Consider the following 16,648-nt stretch of genomic DNA (forward strand, 5'->3'; position numbering starts at 1 on the left):
TGCGACCCAATAAAAACAAGAGGTCCAGATGCCTATTCATCCCGATCACGAACCACTGGTGTATCAATCCGGTTTTGGCAATCACTTCAGCAGTGAAGCGTTGCCCGGTGCGTTGCCGGTCGGTCAGAACTCTCCGCAAAAACACACATTGGGGCTTTATGCCGAATTGTTGTCCGGCACGGCTTTCACGGTCCCGCGCGCCGAGGCCCGGCGTACCTGGCTATACCGAATCAAACCCTCGGCTGCCCATCCTCGATATGAGCGCCTGTCCCGGCAGATCACGGGCCTTGAACAAGGCCCGATCACGCCCAATCGCCTGCGCTGGAATGCTTTCGATATTCCGGCTGAGCCCATGGATTTCATCGACGGCCTGATAGCGCTGGCCAGCACCAGCGCGGCCGATCAGGCAGAGGGTGTGAGCATTTACGTGTACCGTGCCAATGCCTCAATGCAGCGAGCGTTCTTCAATGCCGATGGCGAGTGGCTGGTTGTGCCGCAGTTGGGGCGGTTGCGCATCGTCACCGAACTGGGGCTGCTGGATATCGCGCCGCAGGAAATCGCAGTGCTGCCTCGTGGCATGAAATTCACCGTGCAACTGCTGGATGCCACTGCCCGTGGCTATATCTGCGAGAACCACGGCAGTGCGTTGCGCCTGCCGGACCTGGGGCCCATCGGCAGCAACGGGCTGGCCAACCCGCGAGATTTTCTGGCGCCCACTGCCCGGTTCGAGAACAGCGACGCACCGGTTGAGCTGGTGCAGAAGTTTCTCGGCGAGCTGTGGTCCACGCAACTGGATCATTCCCCCTTCGACGTGGTGGGCTGGCATGGCAACAACGTGCCGTACACATATGACTTACGTCGTTTCAATACCATCGGCACGGTCAGTTTCGATCATCCAGACCCTTCGATCTTCACGGTGCTCACGGCTCCGGGCGCGGTTCACGGGCAGGCCAATATCGACTTCGTGATCTTCCCGCCGCGCTGGATGGTGGCGGAAAACACCTTCCGGCCTCCGTGGTTCCACCGCAACCTGATGAACGAATTCATGGGCCTGATCGAGGGTGTCTACGATGCCAAGGCCGAAGGTTTCATGCCGGGCGGGGCATCGCTGCACAACTGCATGAGCGCCCACGGCCCTGACAATGCCACCGCAGAAAAAGCCATTGCCGCCGAACTCAAACCCCACAAAATCGATAACACCCTGGCCTTCATGTTCGAGACTGGCAAGGTCCTGCGCCCAAGCCGCCACGCCCTGGACTGTGAGCAACTGCAACGCGACTACGACGCTTGCTGGAATGGCATGGCCAGCCTCTTCAATAAGGAACAGCCTTGATGAATGCTTCTTCAACCCGCCACTGCTGGATTGCCTCGGCCAATGGTCATCCCGATTTCCCCTTGCAGAACCTGCCGCTGGGTGTGTTCAGCCACGGTGATACAGGCCCCCGTGGCGGTGTGGCCATCGGTGATCGGGTGTTCGACCTGCAAGCGGCGGTGCAGGCCGGTTTCTTCGAGGGAGAAGCGCAAAAGGTTGCAGACGTCGCCAGCCGCGATCAGTTGAATGATTTCTTTGCGCTGGGTGCAACAGCGCGTCGGACCTTGCGTCATGCCTTGTTGCACCTGCTCGCAGAAGACAGTCCGCAACGTACTCGCCTGGAAGCCGTCAGTAATCTGCTGCATCCGATGAGCGAGTGCCGCCTGCATGTGCCGGCGAGGATAGGGGATTACACCGACTTTTACGTGGGCATTCATCACGCGATGAACGTCGGCAAGTTGTTCCGCCCGGACAACCCCTTGCTGCCCAACTATAAGTACGTGCCCATCGCCTATCACGGTCGGGCGTCAACGCTGTGCATCTCCGGGACACCGGTCAAACGCCCCAATGGCCAGACATTGGCGCCGGGTCAGGAAGTACCGGTATTCGGCCCCTGCAAACGGCTGGATTACGAGCTGGAAATGGGCGTGTGGATCGGGCCGGGCAATGAGCAGGGCACGCCGATTGCGATTGATCGGGCGAGCGAGCATATCGCCGGTTTCTGCCTGCTCAACGACTGGTCGGCGCGGGATATCCAGGCCTGGGAATATCAGCCGCTGGGCCCGTTCCTGTCCAAGAGCTTTGCCACGACGATTTCTGCCTGGGTAGTGACCGCTGAAGCCCTGGCTCCGTTTCGCAGCGCCCAACCGTCGCGTCCCGAAGGCGACCCGCAGCCGTTGCCGTACCTGCTCGATCCTGCTGATCAGGAAAACGGTGCGCTGGATATCGAACTGGAGGTCTTGTTGCTGACCGAACAGATGAAGGCTCAATGCATGGAGCCCTATCGTCTGGCCCTGAGCAACAGCCTGAACATGTACTGGACCGTGGCGCAGATGGTCACGCACCACAGCGTCAACGGCTGCAAGCTGCAACCAGGGGATCTGTTCGGTACAGGAACGCTTTCCGGTCCGCAGGCCGGGCAGTTTGGCAGCCTGCTGGAGATGACCGAAGGCGGCAAGCAGGTTGTCAAACTGCCCAATGGCGAAGAGCGGCGCTTTCTGGAGCCGGGCGATGAAGTGATCCTGCGCGCCCGCTGTCATCGCGAAGGGCTGGTGTCTATCGGGTTCGGGGAGTGTCGGGGTGTGGTGCTGGGCTGAGCCTGGTGCCTGAAGCGTTCCCGATACGCCTGGGGCGTGACCGACATTGCCCTCAGGAAACTGCGGCGCAGTGTTTCTTCACTGCCAAAGCCGCATTGTGAGGCAATGCGTTTGATCGCCAGGGTGCTTTCACTCAACAGCCGCCGCGCAGCTTCCACGCGAAGCTGCTCCACAGCCTTGGCCGGTGTGGTGCCGGTCTGGGCGCTGTAGTGGCGCACGAAACTGCGCTCGCTCATTCCGGTGCGGGCGGCGAGGCTGGCGACCGACAAGTCTGCATCCAGATTCTCCATCAGCCAGCCATGCAACTCGGCGAAGCGGTTCTCCGTGGGATGGCTGGCTTGCTGCATCGACAGTGCATTGCTGAACTGCGCCTGTCCACCGGGACGCTTGAGGAAAACCACCAGATCACGGGCCACCGCCAACGCCATGGCGTGTCCGAGGTCCTGTTCGATCAGAGCCAGTGCCAGATCTATGCCCGCCGTGACCCCCGCCGAAGTCCAGAAGCGCCCGTCATTGACGAAGATCGGATCGGGATCGACCCGTAAACTCGGGAAGCGCTTGGCCAGTCTGTCGCAGCTATCCCAGTGGGTCACCACGCGGCGATTGTCCAGAAGCCCGGTCTGGGCCAGAAGAAATGCACCAGAGCAGACGGATGTCACCCGTCGGGCCGTCGCGGCCTGCTGCTGTATCCAGTTCACCAGTTCTGCATTTTCCATGGCTGCGCCAATGCCTCGACCACCGGCGACGATCAAGGTGTCGCAAGGTTCGGCGGCAGGCAGTGGCCATGTCTGCAAGCCCAGCCCTGCTGACGACATGACACTGCCCGGTTCTGCCGCCACGACCTTCATGGCGTAAGGCAGCGGTGTGCCCAGCCCTTCCAGGCGTCGATTGGCCGAGGCGAACACCTGCAAAGGGCCGCAGACATCCAGGACCTGAACATCGGCGAAGGCAACGATATGGACGATTTTCGGGCTGTCAGCCATGCAGAAACCTTCATTTGATGTGAATGGCGTAATTAGTGGGTTTTGTGGCATGTCTGCCAAAGGCTATCCAGATACAGTTCATGCGTCCACCCACTTTCTGCATGGAGTTACCGAGATGACGTTGCATATCGGCCTGTTGGTGTTTCCCGATGTTCAGCAACTGGACCTGACCGGGCCTTACGAAGTCTTTGCTTCTTTGTCCGGGGTCAAGGTGCATCTGGTCTGGAAGAGCCGGGCGCCACTCACCTCCAGTACCGGGCTGGCACTGGTGCCGACGGTGGATTTCAATGACTGCCCACCGCTGGACGTCATTTGCATTCCCGGCGGGCTTGGTATCAATGCCTTGCTGGAGGACGAACAGACTCTGGCATTTATCCGGCACCAGGCTCGCACGGCACGTTATGTCACCTCCGTCTGTACTGGCGCACTGGTGTTGGGGGCCGCAGGGCTTTTACAAGGACGACGCGCAACCACTCATTGGGCCTCGCATCCTTTGTTGGCGGCCTTTGGGGCCATTGCCACTCAGGGACGTGTGGTGCGCGATGGCAATCTGGTGACCGGTGGCGGGGTGACGGCCGGGATCGATTTCGCCCTGACGCTGGTGGCTGAACTCTTTGAGGGAGAGCGGGCCCAGGCGATTCAACTGCAACTGGAATACGCTCCGGCACCGCCTTTCAATGCGGGTAATCCAACGACTGCGCCCGCCAGGATTCTGGCCATGACCCATCAGCGTCTGGCCGCATCCCTTGAGCAGCGGCACGAGATCGTCAGGCGCATCACTGACCGGGCTTGATCTCGTACCAGCCCAGAAACAGGTCCAGTGCCGATTCGATCACTTCGTCTTGTTTCTCGGGGGTGAGAATGTCGGCATTGAGGGTCAATTGCGGCCAGAAGGCGAAGGACTTGAGCAGGGCATGCATCTGGGAGGCGGCGAAGCCCGGGTCGGTGGGTTTGAGGCGTCCATCATTCTGGGCGGCGCGAATCCATGTGGTGAACGTCTCTTCACGTTCGTTGATGCGGGTCATCCACGTTTGAGCACGATCGGGAGAGTGAATGGTGGCGCCGATGACCACCCGTGCCAGGTCCAGGAAGTTGCTGTCCGTCAGGGAGTCCATCTTGTGTCGCAACAAGTCGCGCAACTGTTCGCGCAGGCTGGTATCGCGTCGATAAGGCGCGTCGGGCGATGGGGCCGCGCACGTCCACAGGCGCTGGATGATTTCCGCAAAAAGCTCTTCTTTGCTGGGGAAGTGGTTGTAGACCGTACGTTTTGAGACTTCGGCCCGCGCAGCGATGCGATCCATGCTGGTGACTTCAAAACCACGATCACGAAATTCGGCAATGGCTGCCATGACAATGGATTCGCGTTTCTGGTCGGTAAGTCGCATGGGGGCTTTCATAAGTTCGCTTCAAACGTGCGTTTAGAGAAAAGTACACTCGGCAGTTTACTTGTCGTGGCGAATGATGCAAGCTTAAAACTACACCGTGTAGTGTAAAACACTGTTGCACATTTTTCATGCTACGTCCCGCAAGGTGCGTATAGCTTGAAGCCGCATGTCAGGAATCTCGACCTGTTCTCAGGAGTCTGCAAATCATGGCCATGACAACCCCCAAAACCGATGCTTCTTCATTGCCTGTCTTGTCTCGTCACGAGGGGCGCTACCGTAACCACGCGCCAGTCAAGTCACTGGGGTTTGTCCGCACGCTCGGGGTGTTCTGGAATGCCATGTTCAACAAACCCAGAGACACCCGGCCCGCCGGCGAGATTCCTGTTCAACCCCTGTCGCGCCAGCAACTGCTGGCGGCACCGGACAAGACGGTGTTCCGCCTTGGGCACTCCACCGTGCTGCTCAAATTGCACAATGAGTTCTGGCTGACCGATCCGGTCTTTGCCGAGCGCGCTTCGCCGGTGCAGTGGGCTGGCCCGAAACGTTTTCATCAGCCGCCGATCAGCCTTGAAGAACTGCCGTCACTCAAGGCGGTGATTCTGTCGCATAACCACTACGATCATCTTGATCACATGGCCATCAAGACGCTGATGGACAAGACCGAGCATTTCCTGACGCCTCTGGGCGTGGGCGATACCCTGATCGAATGGGGGGTGCCTGCGCACAAGGTCCGGCAACTGGATTGGTGGCAGTCCACCGAAGTGTCGGGCATCCGTTTCGTCGCTACGCCATCGCAGCACTTTTCCGGACGGACCCTGCTAGACAGCAATAAAACCCTCTGGGCGTCCTGGGTGATCCTCACGGATGAGCAGCGGATCTTCTTCAGTGGCGACACCGGCTACTTCGATGGCTTCAAGACCATCGGCGAGCAATATGGGCCTTTCGACCTGACGCTGATGGAAACCGGTGCCTACAACGTCCAGTGGCCGGATGTGCATATGCAACCGGAGCAAACCCTGCAAGCGCATATCGACCTGGGTGGTCGCTGGCTGCTGCCGATTCACAATGGCACCTTCGATCTGGCGATGCATGCCTGGCACGAACCGTTCGACCGCATTCTGACATTGGCGTGGGAGCAGAATGTTTCCATTACCACGCCGCGGATGGGGCAGCCGTTCTACATCCAGTATCCTTGCCGTGGCGAAACCTGGTGGCTGGAAGTGGATGAAGTCGACGAGCCGGCAGAGCCCGTCAAGGCTGCCGTAACCAGGCGCGAATCTCAAGGTTGCGGCAACTGCCGCCGGCAGAATGCCTGATGTTTCGAGGCCTGTTACACCGTGTAACGAGGTTGGCTCCGAAGAGAGCGAAGCTTATGGAAGGGGAGGCGGCGTGATCGTATTTTGATGTTATCTTTCTTGCGCTGATCCGATCCGCCGTCAGTGCCATGAGATGACTCGATGCTCAACAGTAATGCTCTCAGAAAGCTCGACATGCAGGACCTGATGGTCTTCGCCTCGGTCTACGAGCTGCGCAATCTGACGCTGGTGTCGGAAGCACTGCATGTCAGCCAGTCGACGGTCAGTTACTGTTTGAAGAAGTTGCGCGCCAATTTCGAGGACGATCTGTTCATCAGCACCCGTAACGGGATGCGCCCGACACGCAAGGCCATTGCCATGCACAGCCATGTGCAACAGATCCTGCAGAAGATCAATCTGTGTCATGACGGGCTGCAACTGTTCAACCCCACCAGCCGGCAGACAACCTTCACGGTCTGTGCCCCCGAGTATTTCGAGCTGCTGGTCCTGCCGCACCTGATGCGCAGCTTTATCGCTGCCGGATTTACCGTGACCGTCAACGTTCAAAAGCTGAGCAAGGAGCTGCCTGGCCAGGCTCTGAATGAGGGCCAGTACGATCTGGCTTTGTGTTTCGGCCCAGGCTTTCATCGCATTCCCGAAGGGCTGATGAGCCAGGTTCTGCTGGAAGACGATCTGGTCTGCGTCATGGACGCACAGTTCGCGCCCCAGTGCGCCAGCATCGATCTGGAAACCTTCACTCAGCGTCATCATGTGTATCCGACACCCTGGACGTCCGACACCAATATGGTGGATGGCTGGTTACATCGTCAGGGCCGCGAACGCCACATCATCACCCGCGCCACCAGCTACCGCGCCGCCCTGCAAATGCTTGAAGGGACCGATTTCATACTGGTCCTGCCGCGCCGTATCCAGACCTTGCTGGCCACCGAGCCCTGGGTTGCTGTATTTGAACTGCCTCCTGACTTGCCGGGCTTCACCCTGGACATGGCCTGGAGCAGGGAAGTCGAGGAAGACGAAGCCAATGGCTGGTTTCGCGAGCAGGTGGTGAAGGTTTGTGCGGAGCAGGGGCTGCTTTAACACGTCGCTGCAAAGGCCAGGGCAGGCTTGAACCACCAGCCAGAAACAGAAATCGCAGAGAAAAGAAGATTCTTATAGATGTGTGGCGAATTTATGGCGGCATAATGATGTCATAGTGATGCTTCCTAAAAAATCTTTCATCTGGCCCTTCTCCTTTTCTGCGAGTCCGCAACATGAATATTCTGAGTCAGTCCAAATTCTCGACCAAGCTGCTGGCAGCCTTTATCGTTTGTGCCCTGATTACCTTGGCCGTAGGTGGCTTGGGTATGGTTGGAATCAGTAGGCTGTCCGATGCGCTGGCGTTGACCTTTTCCAACAATCTGGTCTCGGTGGGCAATACCAATGAAACCCTGACCAGCCTGACGGCCCATAACCGTGGGCTCTACAGATTGCTCGATGCCCAGGATGGCGGTGTCTCGGAGGCAGACAAGGAGCGGGTTCGCCAGGCGCTGGCGTCGGATCTGGAGCGTATGCAGAAGGTTTTTGCAACCTACCGCGCCACGCCTCTGGAAGACGATGAGCGTGCTGCCGGTGATGAGTTCGAGAAGCTTATGCCTGCTTATATCTCGGGTGCCCGGAAGGTGTCTGAACTCATGACGGCGGGTAATCTGACCGAAGCTCGCAGTCGTCTGAATACTTTGTCTGGCGAGGACTTTGTAAAAGCCCGTAGCCTGCTGCGGGTCATGATCGATTCCAATAATCGCCAGATCAAGGAAGGTGCCGTCGCCGCCGCCGAACTCAAGTCCAGCTCTACGCTGCTGCTGTTGGTGGGGATTGCGATTGCCTTTGTGGTCGCAATCCTTCTGGGCATTCTGATCACGCGCATGATCACCGGTCCGCTGGCCGTTGCGGTCGCCAGTGCCCAGCGTATTGCCAAGGGTGACCTGACTCTATCGATCGCTTCCGACCGTGGTGACGAAGCCGGGCAATTGCTCAATGCCTTGTCCGACATGCAGCGTGGTTTGAAACACACCATTCAGGAGATCGCCAGCGCGTCCGGACAACTGGCTTCAGCAGCCGAGGAGTTGAGCGCTGTCACAGACGAAAGCACTCGTGGGCTGACCCGTCAGAATGACGAGATCCAGCAGGCGGCCACTGCTGTCAACCAGATGACTGCCGCTGTCGAAGAAGTTGCCCGCAACGCCGTCTCGACGTCCGAAGCCTCGAAAACCGCTACTGAAGATGCTGTGCATGGCCGTGGCCAGGTGGATCAGACCGTCAAGGGCATCACCACCATGGTCAGCGAAATTACTCAATCGACCGAGGCGGTTGCGCAACTGGCCGGTCATGTCCGTGATATCAGCAAGGTGCTGGAAGTGATCCGCAGCATCGCTGAACAGACCAACCTGCTGGCGTTGAACGCTGCCATTGAAGCGGCCCGTGCCGGTGAGCAGGGACGCGGTTTTGCCGTGGTGGCCGATGAGGTGCGTGCTCTTGCTCATCGCACTCAGGCTTCGACCGTGGAAATCGAAGGCATGATCGGTACTGTCCAGTCGGGTGCCGACGGTGCGGTTGCGGCCATGGGCAAGAGCCTGTCGCTGGCCACCAATACTCAGGAGCTGGCAGAGCGTGCAGGTTCGGCGCTGGTCAAGATTACCGACGGTGTCGCGACCATCAACGAACGCAATCTGGTGATTGCTTCGGCTTCCGAAGAACAGGCCCAGGTGGCGCGTGAAGTGGACCGCAATCTGCTGAACATCCAGGACCTGTCGACCCAGAGCGCGGCGGGTGCCAACCAGACCAGTGCGTCGAGTCAGGAGCTTTCGCGTCTGGCCACGTCCTTCAATGTGCTGGTGGCGAAGTTCCAGCTTTAAGGCTTTGGCATTCTTTCAGGGTGAGAGGAGGGCAGGATCACTGAGGGTGAGTGATCCTGCCTTTTTCATTCAGGAAGGTTTTTTGTTCCTTTCGACCATCGCTGTGATGGTTTCCAGCAGTTCAGCCTTTGCCTGAGCTGAGGTGATCTCTGCGCTTGCAGCGGCATTGGACAAGGCTTCTGCAGCCCCCAGCATCGCTCGCAGGCCAGCCTGTGAAATGATGCCTGAGGGGGAAAACGGAGCCAGGGCATTTCGGCACTTTTCCAGAAAGATGGCCTCATACTCCCGCTTGATCTTCTCAAGCTCCGGTGAGCTGGCCAATGCGGCGACGACACCGGATATTTCGCCCCCGTGCAAAACGACGCAGTCCACATAGGACGATGCAATGATATCGGCCTTGTTGATCAGGGTCGCATCGCTTGTCTGGAAGGCCGCGTCCATCAGGGCTGTCTGGCGTTCGTCGAAATCCTTGTAGAGCGTTGCCAGTAATCCGGCACGGGTGCCGAAATGGTCATAGACCACGGGCTTGGTCACGCCTGCCTGCTCGGCGAGCCTCCCCAGCGTCAGCGCTTCAGTCCCTTCCTCGCGCACCAGTTGCCATGCCACGTCGAGCAATTGGCGGTGCCGGTCATCTCGCGATAACCGGCGGCGCGGTTGCGGGTCTGGGTTCTGTACTGACGTGTCAGTGCTTGACATGGAAACCTACCAAAAGTAACTTAATGGTGTAACTTACTAAAAGTATATAAGCGTCGTCTTTCATCTGCAATCAACAGGAGTGTTCTCTATGCATGCGCTCATCGTGGTCGCTCATCATGACCCCCAGTCACTTACCCATAGCCTTGCGGCACAGGTCGCAGAAGGGCTGATGCTTGCCGACTCCGCACATACATTTGAAATCGCGGATCTGTTTGCCGAGTCATTCGATCCGAGATTCAACATGGCCGATCACGCTGTTCATCGCGAAAAGGCTTCGCCACCTGCCGATGTGCTCGCAGAACAGGCCAGGATCGAGCGGGCGGATGCCTTGGTACTGCTTTATCCGGTCTATTGGTGGTCGATGCCGGCGATCCTCAAAGGCTGGATTGACCGGGTATTTTCCAATGGCTGGGCGTTTGACTTCAGCCCCGATGCCACGCTGGTGAAGAAGCTTGGCCACTTGAATGTCCACCTGATAGGTGTCGCCGGTGCCGATGCGGGTACTTTCACGAAGCATGGTTATCTTAATGCGATGAAGACCCAGATCGATCACGGCATTTTCGATTACTGCGGTGCCCGTGTCGTAACGTCTGAGCTCTTGCTGGATTCCGAAACACAGGATGCGGCTGCTCACCTTGATACTGCGCGTACAGTGGGGCACCGGATTTTTGCTTCCGGAGTTGCTGGTGAGCCTCCTGCAAAAGTTACGTGGCCTGAGTAGGAGCAAATTCATTCGCGAGACGGCATTGAAGACGATGGATTTTCTCCCACAGAACATGGGTTATTCGTGAACAGGCCGCCACGGCTTCAGCCACAACGCCAGCCCGACCAGCAGCGCCGCGCCATAGGCGAAGCCGAGGGTCAGTTGCAGCCAGATGTCTTGCAAGGGATGCAGCAACAGTGCGGCCACTGACATGAACAGTGCAGCCAGCAGCCAGTGACTGCGCCATGGGACGACGGCCAGCAAGGATTGGCGACGCATCAATAGCAAACCGGTGACCAGTGCGCCGCCAAGAGCTGCGAGGGCGATGCCGGTCAGACCCAGGAAAAACGGCAGGATGCCCAGCAGTACGGCGTTGCACAGGCTGCCAATCAACTCACAGTTCAGCGGCAGACGAGTATCGCCGTCGGCATAGGCATAGCGCGCCAGCAGCGCATTCCAGGCTCCGAACATCAAGGGCACGGCAAACCAGGCCAGCAATTGTGGCAGCGGGCCGTCGTGGGTCTGGTTGGGCAGTAACAGCACTACCAGCGCACCGGCTGCACCGATCAGGCCGGTCACTGCGGGCAGGGTCAGCAAGGTGGCGCTGCCCAGGCCGCGGCGCAGCAGTGACAGGCGCTGGGTATTTTCGCTGCCGCTCATCAGGCCCAATAGCACCTGGTTCAGGCTCATCAGGGCAATCAAGGGCAGGTTGATGAGTTTGCGTGCCAGGTTGATCCAGGTCACCGCGCCTTCACCCAGCAACGAGGCGACCATCCGCTCCAGCAGCGCCAGGCCCTGGCTGGCCAGGTTGCTGCTCAACAGCGGGCCGATTCGTTGCAGCAGTTCCCGCGTCGCGCCCTGTTCGGTCTGCCAGGACCACGGGCGCCAACCCGAGCGTAACAGGGTCGGCAGCAGCACGCCCGGCATCAGCAAGCTGCCCAGCACGCAGGAAAAAGCCAGGCCCTCGGTCGTTGCCGAGTGGCTGAGCAGCGCGAGGTAAATCACGGGCGGCAGGTTGAACAGCAGCGAGCCAAGCCCGGCCAGTACAAAACGTGAACGCGCTTGCAGGGGAATACACAGCAAACCGTGCAGCAGAAAACCCGGCGCGCACCATGCCAGCCAGTGCAGGCCGCTGCCGGCCTGTGCGTAGCCTTCGCTATCGAGCCCCGGGCCGATCAGGCGAACCCATAACCCGGCACCCAGACTCAGCACCAGACTGAGCAACACCCCGAAAATCAGCAGGCGTGGTGCAAGCACCTGAAGCCAGTGCTGCTGCCGTTCGGCAGAACGCTGTTGATACAACGGCAAGGCTGCCGCACTCAGCAGGCCGGCCGCCAGGGACATGCGCAAGGCTTCGGGCAGAAACATCGAGACCAGAAACGCATCGCTCTGGCTGCCCGCCCCCCAGGCGGCCACCAGCAACCACTCGCGGGCAAAGCCGGCAGCCAGGCCGGTCAGCGTCGCGAGGGTCAGCCACAGGGTCGAGCCGAGCATGGGCTGGCGGCTTAATGGAACAAAGTGAACAGGCCTTTGCCGCCCACTTTGTACTTGAGGTTGCGGGCGCGTTCGCCTTTGATTTCCGCGTTCGGTCCGCTGACGATGGCGTAGTCCGGGATCGGCTTGGACACCACGCTGCCGCCGCCCACCACTGCACCTTCACCGATATTGGCGCCGAACGAGAGCAGGGCGCGGCTACAGATCCAGGCGTAGTCGCCAATCAATACCGGACCGCCCACCGCCCAGAATTCGGGCTCGTTGAGGTCGTGTCCGCCTGCGATGATCAGCACATGGGAGGCGATGGTCACATGATCGCCTATCACCAGACCGCCACGGGCATCCAGCTGACAGTGCCAGCCGACGGTGGAGTCGTTGCCGATGCGCAGGCTGTCCACGCCCAGCACTTCGGTATTGCGCCAGACTGTCGACCCCTTGCCGATCTTGGCACCTCCCATGCGCAGCCAGAGCAAGCGCAAGGTGTGGCTGGGAATCTTACAGATCAGGATGTTGTAGATCTGCTCCCAGGTGCGCAGCATGCGGTCGCGTAAGGTCGGCCAGTTGATGCCGTACAGGGGAATCAGCGCACCCAGTGTTTCGCTGGCCAGCAGGCGATAGAAACGTCGGGCCAGAGGATGCTCGATGCGCGGCTCGATATTCAGGTAGCAGATAAACGACAGGGTCGTGTTCTTGATCCGGGTTTCAAAGCACACCTCGTTGTCCAGCATCCACTGGTAGGCGGCCTGCAGTTCCTCCAGGTCCACGCCCATCTTGCGGGCGTAGTCGGGAAGGGCCTCTCTGAGGTTATGCGAATGCATCATGCGGTGTTTCATTGCGGTGTTCCCAGGTCGGTTGAGGCGGCGGGGGATTTCAAAGGGCTAGCAGCCTTGGTGCGCAGGCGCTTGGCTTCATGCAGGCTGATGCCGACGAACAGCCAGAACAGTGCGACCAGCACGCTGGTAAAGCTGAAATAGTGATCGAACAGACCGCTGAACAGCGCAGAAAGCACGCCGACCGTGCAACCCAGGCCAATGGCGTTGTCAGGGGTGAGGGTGATCTTGCCGGGTGTCGGGCGTACTTCCTTCCACCAGCTCAGGGTGACGGCAATGAACAGCAACATGCCGGGAATGCCCATCTTGTAGATGAAGTTCAGCCACAGGTTGGAAATACCGAACTGGGTGTAGCCCGGCACGGGAGGGTCGATCTTGAAACCGATGCCGAACGGAAACAGGGCCATGGCCTGCGGGAAGTGCGTGTACTCCAGGAAGCGGATGGCGGTACTGGTGTCGTCGTTGCTGAACAGTCCCATGAGACGGTCCTGCAACGGCGGATAGAACATCAGCAACAGCACGCCCCCGATGGCGCCCCCTATCAGCAGGCGACCGAGATACGGCAGGCGGCGACGCGCCATCCACAGCATGACTGCCATCAGGCTCACCAGTGCGCCCCGTGAGCCGGTCAGCAGCAGGCCGATGGCGCCCAGTGCCGCAACGAGCAGGCCCAGGGAGCGCGGCCCGCCGCTGCGGGTGATACCGAAGCAGAATGCAATCGGCAGGATCATCGCCATGGCGCCACCGGCCACGTTGGGGTGCAGCCACGGTGAACCCATGCGACTGGACAGCGACAGCAGGCTCTCGCTCAACACGTCGAGGCCGCCGTAACCCATGATCGCCAGAATCGGCGTTATGGCCGACGCCGAACCACTGATGACATAAGTCGGAATCGACAGCACCAGCATCATCAGGGTGCCGGTGAGTATCGCGATGATCACCTGCTCCAGTGTCTTGCCATCGTGCAGAAGACGCGGCACCAGAAACAGGATTGACAGGTTGAACAGCCAGCGTACCCAGTTGATCGGGCCGTTGCCGTCGGAAACGATGGTGAGCTGGCCGATCAGGAACGGGAAAGCGCTGAACAGCATCAGCGCCAGCAACAGACGCTCGGTACGCATCATCTTCGGCACGCGGTGCTGCTCGAAGAACATGGCCTGCAACAGATAGCTGGCCCAGGTCAGCATGATCAGGGCTTCGGATACCGTGGTGCGAATACCGATCTGTACCGTGGAATAGGGAATGAAGGCACCGATCACACAGAAAAGCAGCAACCCGCGGACGGGCTGGCGGATTACGGTAATGATGGACGCTGTCCCGACCGCTATCAGCAGGACCTTGGAGGCTGGCAGCAGCCAGATCAGGACTCCGAAGACCAGGCCGAAAAACAATCCGAGTGGCATCGCTACCGGCATCAGCGCAACTCCTCGAGAGCTTCATGCAGGCGTTTGTAGAAAGCTTCGGGAGCGTAATAGGTCGCCCAGGTCCTTGAGATTTCGGGGTCCTCTTCAGGGGCCGTGGACAGTTCACCCATCAGTTGCACCAGTGCCGGGCTGTTGGTGGGCGAGAATCGCGGGCTGTCCGGTGGCGTGATTTCATCCAGAGACGAGCCGGTGGCTACCGCAACCCGCGTACCGACTTTGAGGGCCTCGATCACTGGCAGTCCGAAGCCTTCGGCATACGAGGGTTGCCAGAGGCGATCAGCGTTGCGATAGACCGCATGCAATTCGCTGTCGCTGATGCCGGTGAGCACATGCAATCCTGGCAGGCGGCGCTGGGACTCGTTCAAGGGTTCGCTACCACCGACCAGTACCAGGTCCGGCACGGTGGGGAACTGCAGGCGGGCGTTCTGCCAGGCGTCAACGAACCAGGCAATGTTCTTGCGCGGCTCCCGGGTACCGACACACAGCCAGTACCGCTCGGGCAATTGCAATGCGGCAATGTCCGCTGGCTCATCTTTGAAGCCTTCAACCAGCAGCGGCACGATGCGCAGCTTTTTCCTGGCTGAGGGGAACAGGCGGATGACTTCATTGGCAGTGAATTGCGAGGGTACCCACACCACATCGGCGACTCTCAGGGAGTAGGCAATCGAAAGGTAGTCGGTCAGGCGATAGAACGCGGCCTTGAGGCGCGAGCCATGATTGTTCTTCTGGGTGATCTGGAACAGGTCATGCAACTGCAGCACGTAGCGTACGTTGGAAGGCTTGCGCCCCAGCGGCAAACCCATGTTGATATTGGCAACGTAGATCTGGACTTCGGTGTCGCGCAAGGCCTTGGGCAGGTACAGGCCTTCAAAGCCCAGACGATCCGGCAGGCGATGCACGGAGTTGAGCGGGGTGGCCCATCGTGGCGTGTGGATCAGGCGCCGGATCGGATGATCATAAGGGGCAACCCCGAACAATTGCAGTTGCACATCGGGGTGAGCACGAAAGGCTTCTTCCAGCGCGAAGTTCTGGCGGCCGATGCCGCTGACGGGGTAACCGGCCGCAGCGCGGTAATCAAGTCCGATACGCATGTGCGAGATCCTTGCTTGGGGGCGAAATTCGGGTGTAGATGCCTTCCAGCTGGGCGGCCGAAACCGACCAGTCGTGCCGTGAGCGCACGTAGGCACGTCCGGCTTCGCCTATCTGGATGAGGCGTGCAGGGCTGTCGATGTTGTCGGCGATCAGACGCGCCAGTTGTGCTGGTTCTTCGCTGCCAAGGTAATGCTCGCCATGGGTGACGTCCAGGCCTGAAACGCCTTGCCCGGTCGTGACCACGGGCAGGCCGGCAGCCATGGACTCCAGAATCTTCAGCTTCGAGCCGCCACCCTGGCGCAGGGGCGCGAAAAACATTGAGGAACTGCTTTGCAGGGCTCGCAGGTCCGGCACGAAACCCAGCCATTCGATGCGCTGGTCGGGCCAGCGCTCGCGCCAGGACTCGGGCATGCCAAAACCGCCCACGGCAAAGCGCACGGTGGGTGACAGCTCCCAGACCAGTGGCATGATTTCGTCCAGCGCCCACTCGATGGCATCCACGTTAGGGCCGTATTCGTAGTTGCCGATGAACAGCAGGCGGCGGTTGTAGCGGTCTGCATGAACATTGGCGTAGTAGCTGCAATCCACGCTGTTGACCGCGATGGACGTGGCCCGGCCACTCAGGCGCGAAAGCACCTTGGCATCCTCTTCGGTGACTGCGACCAGCTCGCTGGTCTGGCGGAAAACCCGCAGTTCCCAGCGCCGGTAGCGCCAGCGGTCATAGACGGCAAAGAAGCTGGCCCAGCGGGGCAGACGGTCATAACTCGCCGCGCCCAGCGCCGATTCGACATTGTGCTCAGTGAGCACGAATGGTTTGCCTGAGCGCTTTAGCGGCCCTTCAAATGGTTGAAAGGCATAGGTGTGCTGGAGCTGAATGATGTCCCAGTCTTCTTCGATCAGCTTTTCAAAAGTCTGTTCCAGTTCCGGTGCATAACCGTTGACGCTGGCCAGCATCGGCGGTGGCGCGAAGGCCACGGCCAGCAGGGTGCGCAGGCTGAGCAGCGGGCGCCGGTCAATGACGATCAGGCGTTCCAGCCAGGGTTCCAGGGCGCTGCGACAGGCATCGTCCAGCGGGGTCTTGGATTGCACCAGCAGGGTGATGCGGTGCCCGCGTGCCGCCAGATTGCGCAGCAGATGGTACTCGCGGGTCTTGCCACCGCTGGTGGTGGGCCAGGGCAGGTAAGGCAGTGTCCATAGAATTCGCAT

Annotated in this window: 15 protein-coding genes; 7 read left to right on the top strand and 8 right to left on the bottom strand. The window is 59.7% G+C overall.

The annotated features are described in order from the left end of the window. Positions 1-28 precede the first annotated feature (28 nt). Together hmgA and fahA are read left to right on the top strand one after the other, a co-directional pair. Positions 29-1,333 carry a homogentisate 1,2-dioxygenase gene (hmgA, locus tag CKW23_RS01085; RefSeq protein ID WP_095066889.1) on the top strand — a complete coding sequence of 435 codons (1,305 nt, stop codon included), beginning with the start codon at positions 29-31 and terminating at the stop codon, positions 1,331-1,333. After that, the gene (gene fahA / locus CKW23_RS01090) at positions 1,333-2,628 is read left to right on the top strand and encodes a fumarylacetoacetase (protein ID WP_095066890.1); all 1,296 of its coding nucleotides are present in this window, start codon (positions 1,333-1,335) and stop codon (positions 2,626-2,628) included. Before hmgA ends, fahA begins: the two co-directional genes overlap by 1 nt. Here fahA and CKW23_RS01095 read toward each other — a convergent pair. Then, complete coding sequence (locus CKW23_RS01095) at positions 2,568-3,611, bottom strand: GlxA family transcriptional regulator (protein WP_025260772.1); 1,044 nt, start codon at positions 3,609-3,611, stop codon at positions 2,568-2,570. The genes fahA and CKW23_RS01095 overlap by 61 nt on opposite strands. Before the next feature lie 115 nt (positions 3,612-3,726). Between CKW23_RS01095 and CKW23_RS01100 the strand changes: the two genes are divergently transcribed. Beyond that, positions 3,727-4,404 carry a DJ-1/PfpI family protein gene (locus CKW23_RS01100; protein ID WP_025260771.1) on the top strand — a complete coding sequence of 226 codons (678 nt, stop codon included), beginning with the start codon at positions 3,727-3,729 and terminating at the stop codon, positions 4,402-4,404. Here the strand turns inward: CKW23_RS01100 and CKW23_RS01105 are convergent. Continuing rightward, positions 4,388-5,008: a TetR/AcrR family transcriptional regulator gene (locus tag CKW23_RS01105; RefSeq protein WP_025260770.1), complete on the bottom strand. Its 621-nt coding sequence runs from the start codon at positions 5,006-5,008 to the stop codon at positions 4,388-4,390. The two genes, CKW23_RS01100 and CKW23_RS01105, sit on opposite strands and share 17 nt — an antisense overlap. A 194-nt stretch (positions 5,009-5,202) precedes the next feature. On the opposite strand from CKW23_RS01105, the gene CKW23_RS01110 reads away from it, so the two are divergent. From CKW23_RS01110 to CKW23_RS01120, 3 genes are all read left to right on the top strand, one after another. After that, on the top strand, positions 5,203-6,312 hold the full coding sequence (locus CKW23_RS01110; RefSeq protein ID WP_025260769.1) for an MBL fold metallo-hydrolase: 1,110 nt from the start codon (positions 5,203-5,205) through the stop codon (positions 6,310-6,312). Between the two features lie 141 nt (positions 6,313-6,453). Next, positions 6,454-7,389, top strand: a complete 936-nt coding sequence (locus CKW23_RS01115; protein WP_025260768.1) for a LysR family transcriptional regulator — start codon at positions 6,454-6,456, stop codon at positions 7,387-7,389. A 173-nt stretch (positions 7,390-7,562) separates the two neighbouring features. Beyond that, the gene (locus tag CKW23_RS01120) at positions 7,563-9,203 is read left to right on the top strand and encodes a methyl-accepting chemotaxis protein (protein ID WP_025260767.1); all 1,641 of its coding nucleotides are present in this window, start codon (positions 7,563-7,565) and stop codon (positions 9,201-9,203) included. Between the two features lie 69 nt (positions 9,204-9,272). On the opposite strand, the gene CKW23_RS01125 is transcribed toward CKW23_RS01120, so the two are convergent. Beyond that, on the bottom strand, positions 9,273-9,899 hold the full coding sequence (locus CKW23_RS01125) for a TetR/AcrR family transcriptional regulator (RefSeq protein ID WP_025260766.1): 627 nt from the start codon (positions 9,897-9,899) through the stop codon (positions 9,273-9,275). An 88-nt stretch (positions 9,900-9,987) separates the two neighbouring features. Between CKW23_RS01125 and CKW23_RS01130 the strand changes: the two genes are divergently transcribed. Further along, a complete protein-coding gene (locus CKW23_RS01130) occupies positions 9,988-10,620 on the top strand; it encodes an NAD(P)H-dependent oxidoreductase (RefSeq protein WP_095066891.1) in 633 nt (210 codons plus the stop codon). 60 nt (positions 10,621-10,680) lie between these two features. On the opposite strand, the gene CKW23_RS01135 is transcribed toward CKW23_RS01130, so the two are convergent. Genes CKW23_RS01135 through CKW23_RS01155 form a run of 5 tightly spaced genes read right to left on the bottom strand, consistent with a single transcriptional unit; the run spans position 10,681 to position 16,648 of the window. Then, positions 10,681-12,096, bottom strand: coding sequence for a lipid II flippase MurJ (locus CKW23_RS01135; protein ID WP_025260764.1), 1,416 nt, complete (start codon positions 12,094-12,096; stop codon positions 10,681-10,683). Between the two features lie 11 nt (positions 12,097-12,107). Then, positions 12,108-12,929: an acyltransferase gene (locus CKW23_RS01140; protein WP_025260763.1), complete on the bottom strand. Its 822-nt coding sequence runs from the start codon at positions 12,927-12,929 to the stop codon at positions 12,108-12,110. Next, complete coding sequence (locus CKW23_RS01145) at positions 12,926-14,341, bottom strand: O-antigen ligase (protein WP_025260762.1); 1,416 nt, start codon at positions 14,339-14,341, stop codon at positions 12,926-12,928. The genes CKW23_RS01140 and CKW23_RS01145 overlap by 4 nt, the downstream gene beginning before the upstream one ends. Then, a complete protein-coding gene (locus CKW23_RS01150) occupies positions 14,341-15,441 on the bottom strand; it encodes a glycosyltransferase family 1 protein (protein ID WP_025260761.1) in 1,101 nt (366 codons plus the stop codon). The genes CKW23_RS01145 and CKW23_RS01150 overlap by 1 nt, the downstream gene beginning before the upstream one ends. Next, entirely contained in the window at positions 15,425-16,648 is a 1,224-nt protein-coding gene (locus CKW23_RS01155) for a glycosyltransferase family 4 protein (protein WP_025260760.1), read from the bottom strand. Before CKW23_RS01155 ends, CKW23_RS01150 begins: the two co-directional genes overlap by 17 nt.

The sequence above is a fragment of the Pseudomonas sp. Irchel 3A18 genome (assembly GCF_900187465.1).
Classification (GTDB): Bacteria; Pseudomonadota; Gammaproteobacteria; order Pseudomonadales; family Pseudomonadaceae; genus Aquipseudomonas; species Aquipseudomonas cichorii.

Coding starts and splice junctions, on each gene's coding strand:
- hmgA (WP_095066889.1), top strand. CDS start 29: ATGCCTATTCATCCCGATCACGAACCACTGGTGTATCAATCCGGTTTT.
- fahA (WP_095066890.1), top strand. CDS start 1,333: ATGAATGCTTCTTCAACCCGCCACTGCTGGATTGCCTCGGCCAATGGT.
- CKW23_RS01095 (WP_025260772.1), bottom strand. CDS start 3,611: ATGGCTGACAGCCCGAAAATCGTCCATATCGTTGCCTTCGCCGATGTT.
- CKW23_RS01100 (WP_025260771.1), top strand. CDS start 3,727: ATGACGTTGCATATCGGCCTGTTGGTGTTTCCCGATGTTCAGCAACTG.
- CKW23_RS01105 (WP_025260770.1), bottom strand. CDS start 5,008: ATGAAAGCCCCCATGCGACTTACCGACCAGAAACGCGAATCCATTGTC.
- CKW23_RS01110 (WP_025260769.1), top strand. CDS start 5,203: ATGGCCATGACAACCCCCAAAACCGATGCTTCTTCATTGCCTGTCTTG.
- CKW23_RS01115 (WP_025260768.1), top strand. CDS start 6,454: ATGCTCAACAGTAATGCTCTCAGAAAGCTCGACATGCAGGACCTGATG.
- CKW23_RS01120 (WP_025260767.1), top strand. CDS start 7,563: ATGAATATTCTGAGTCAGTCCAAATTCTCGACCAAGCTGCTGGCAGCC.
- CKW23_RS01125 (WP_025260766.1), bottom strand. CDS start 9,899: ATGTCAAGCACTGACACGTCAGTACAGAACCCAGACCCGCAACCGCGC.
- CKW23_RS01130 (WP_095066891.1), top strand. CDS start 9,988: ATGCATGCGCTCATCGTGGTCGCTCATCATGACCCCCAGTCACTTACC.
- CKW23_RS01135 (WP_025260764.1), bottom strand. CDS start 12,096: ATGCTCGGCTCGACCCTGTGGCTGACCCTCGCGACGCTGACCGGCCTG.
- CKW23_RS01140 (WP_025260763.1), bottom strand. CDS start 12,929: ATGAAACACCGCATGATGCATTCGCATAACCTCAGAGAGGCCCTTCCC.
- CKW23_RS01145 (WP_025260762.1), bottom strand. CDS start 14,341: ATGCCGGTAGCGATGCCACTCGGATTGTTTTTCGGCCTGGTCTTCGGA.
- CKW23_RS01150 (WP_025260761.1), bottom strand. CDS start 15,441: ATGCGTATCGGACTTGATTACCGCGCTGCGGCCGGTTACCCCGTCAGC.
- CKW23_RS01155 (WP_025260760.1), bottom strand. CDS start 16,648: ATGCGAATTCTATGGACACTGCCTTACCTGCCCTGGCCCACCACCAGC.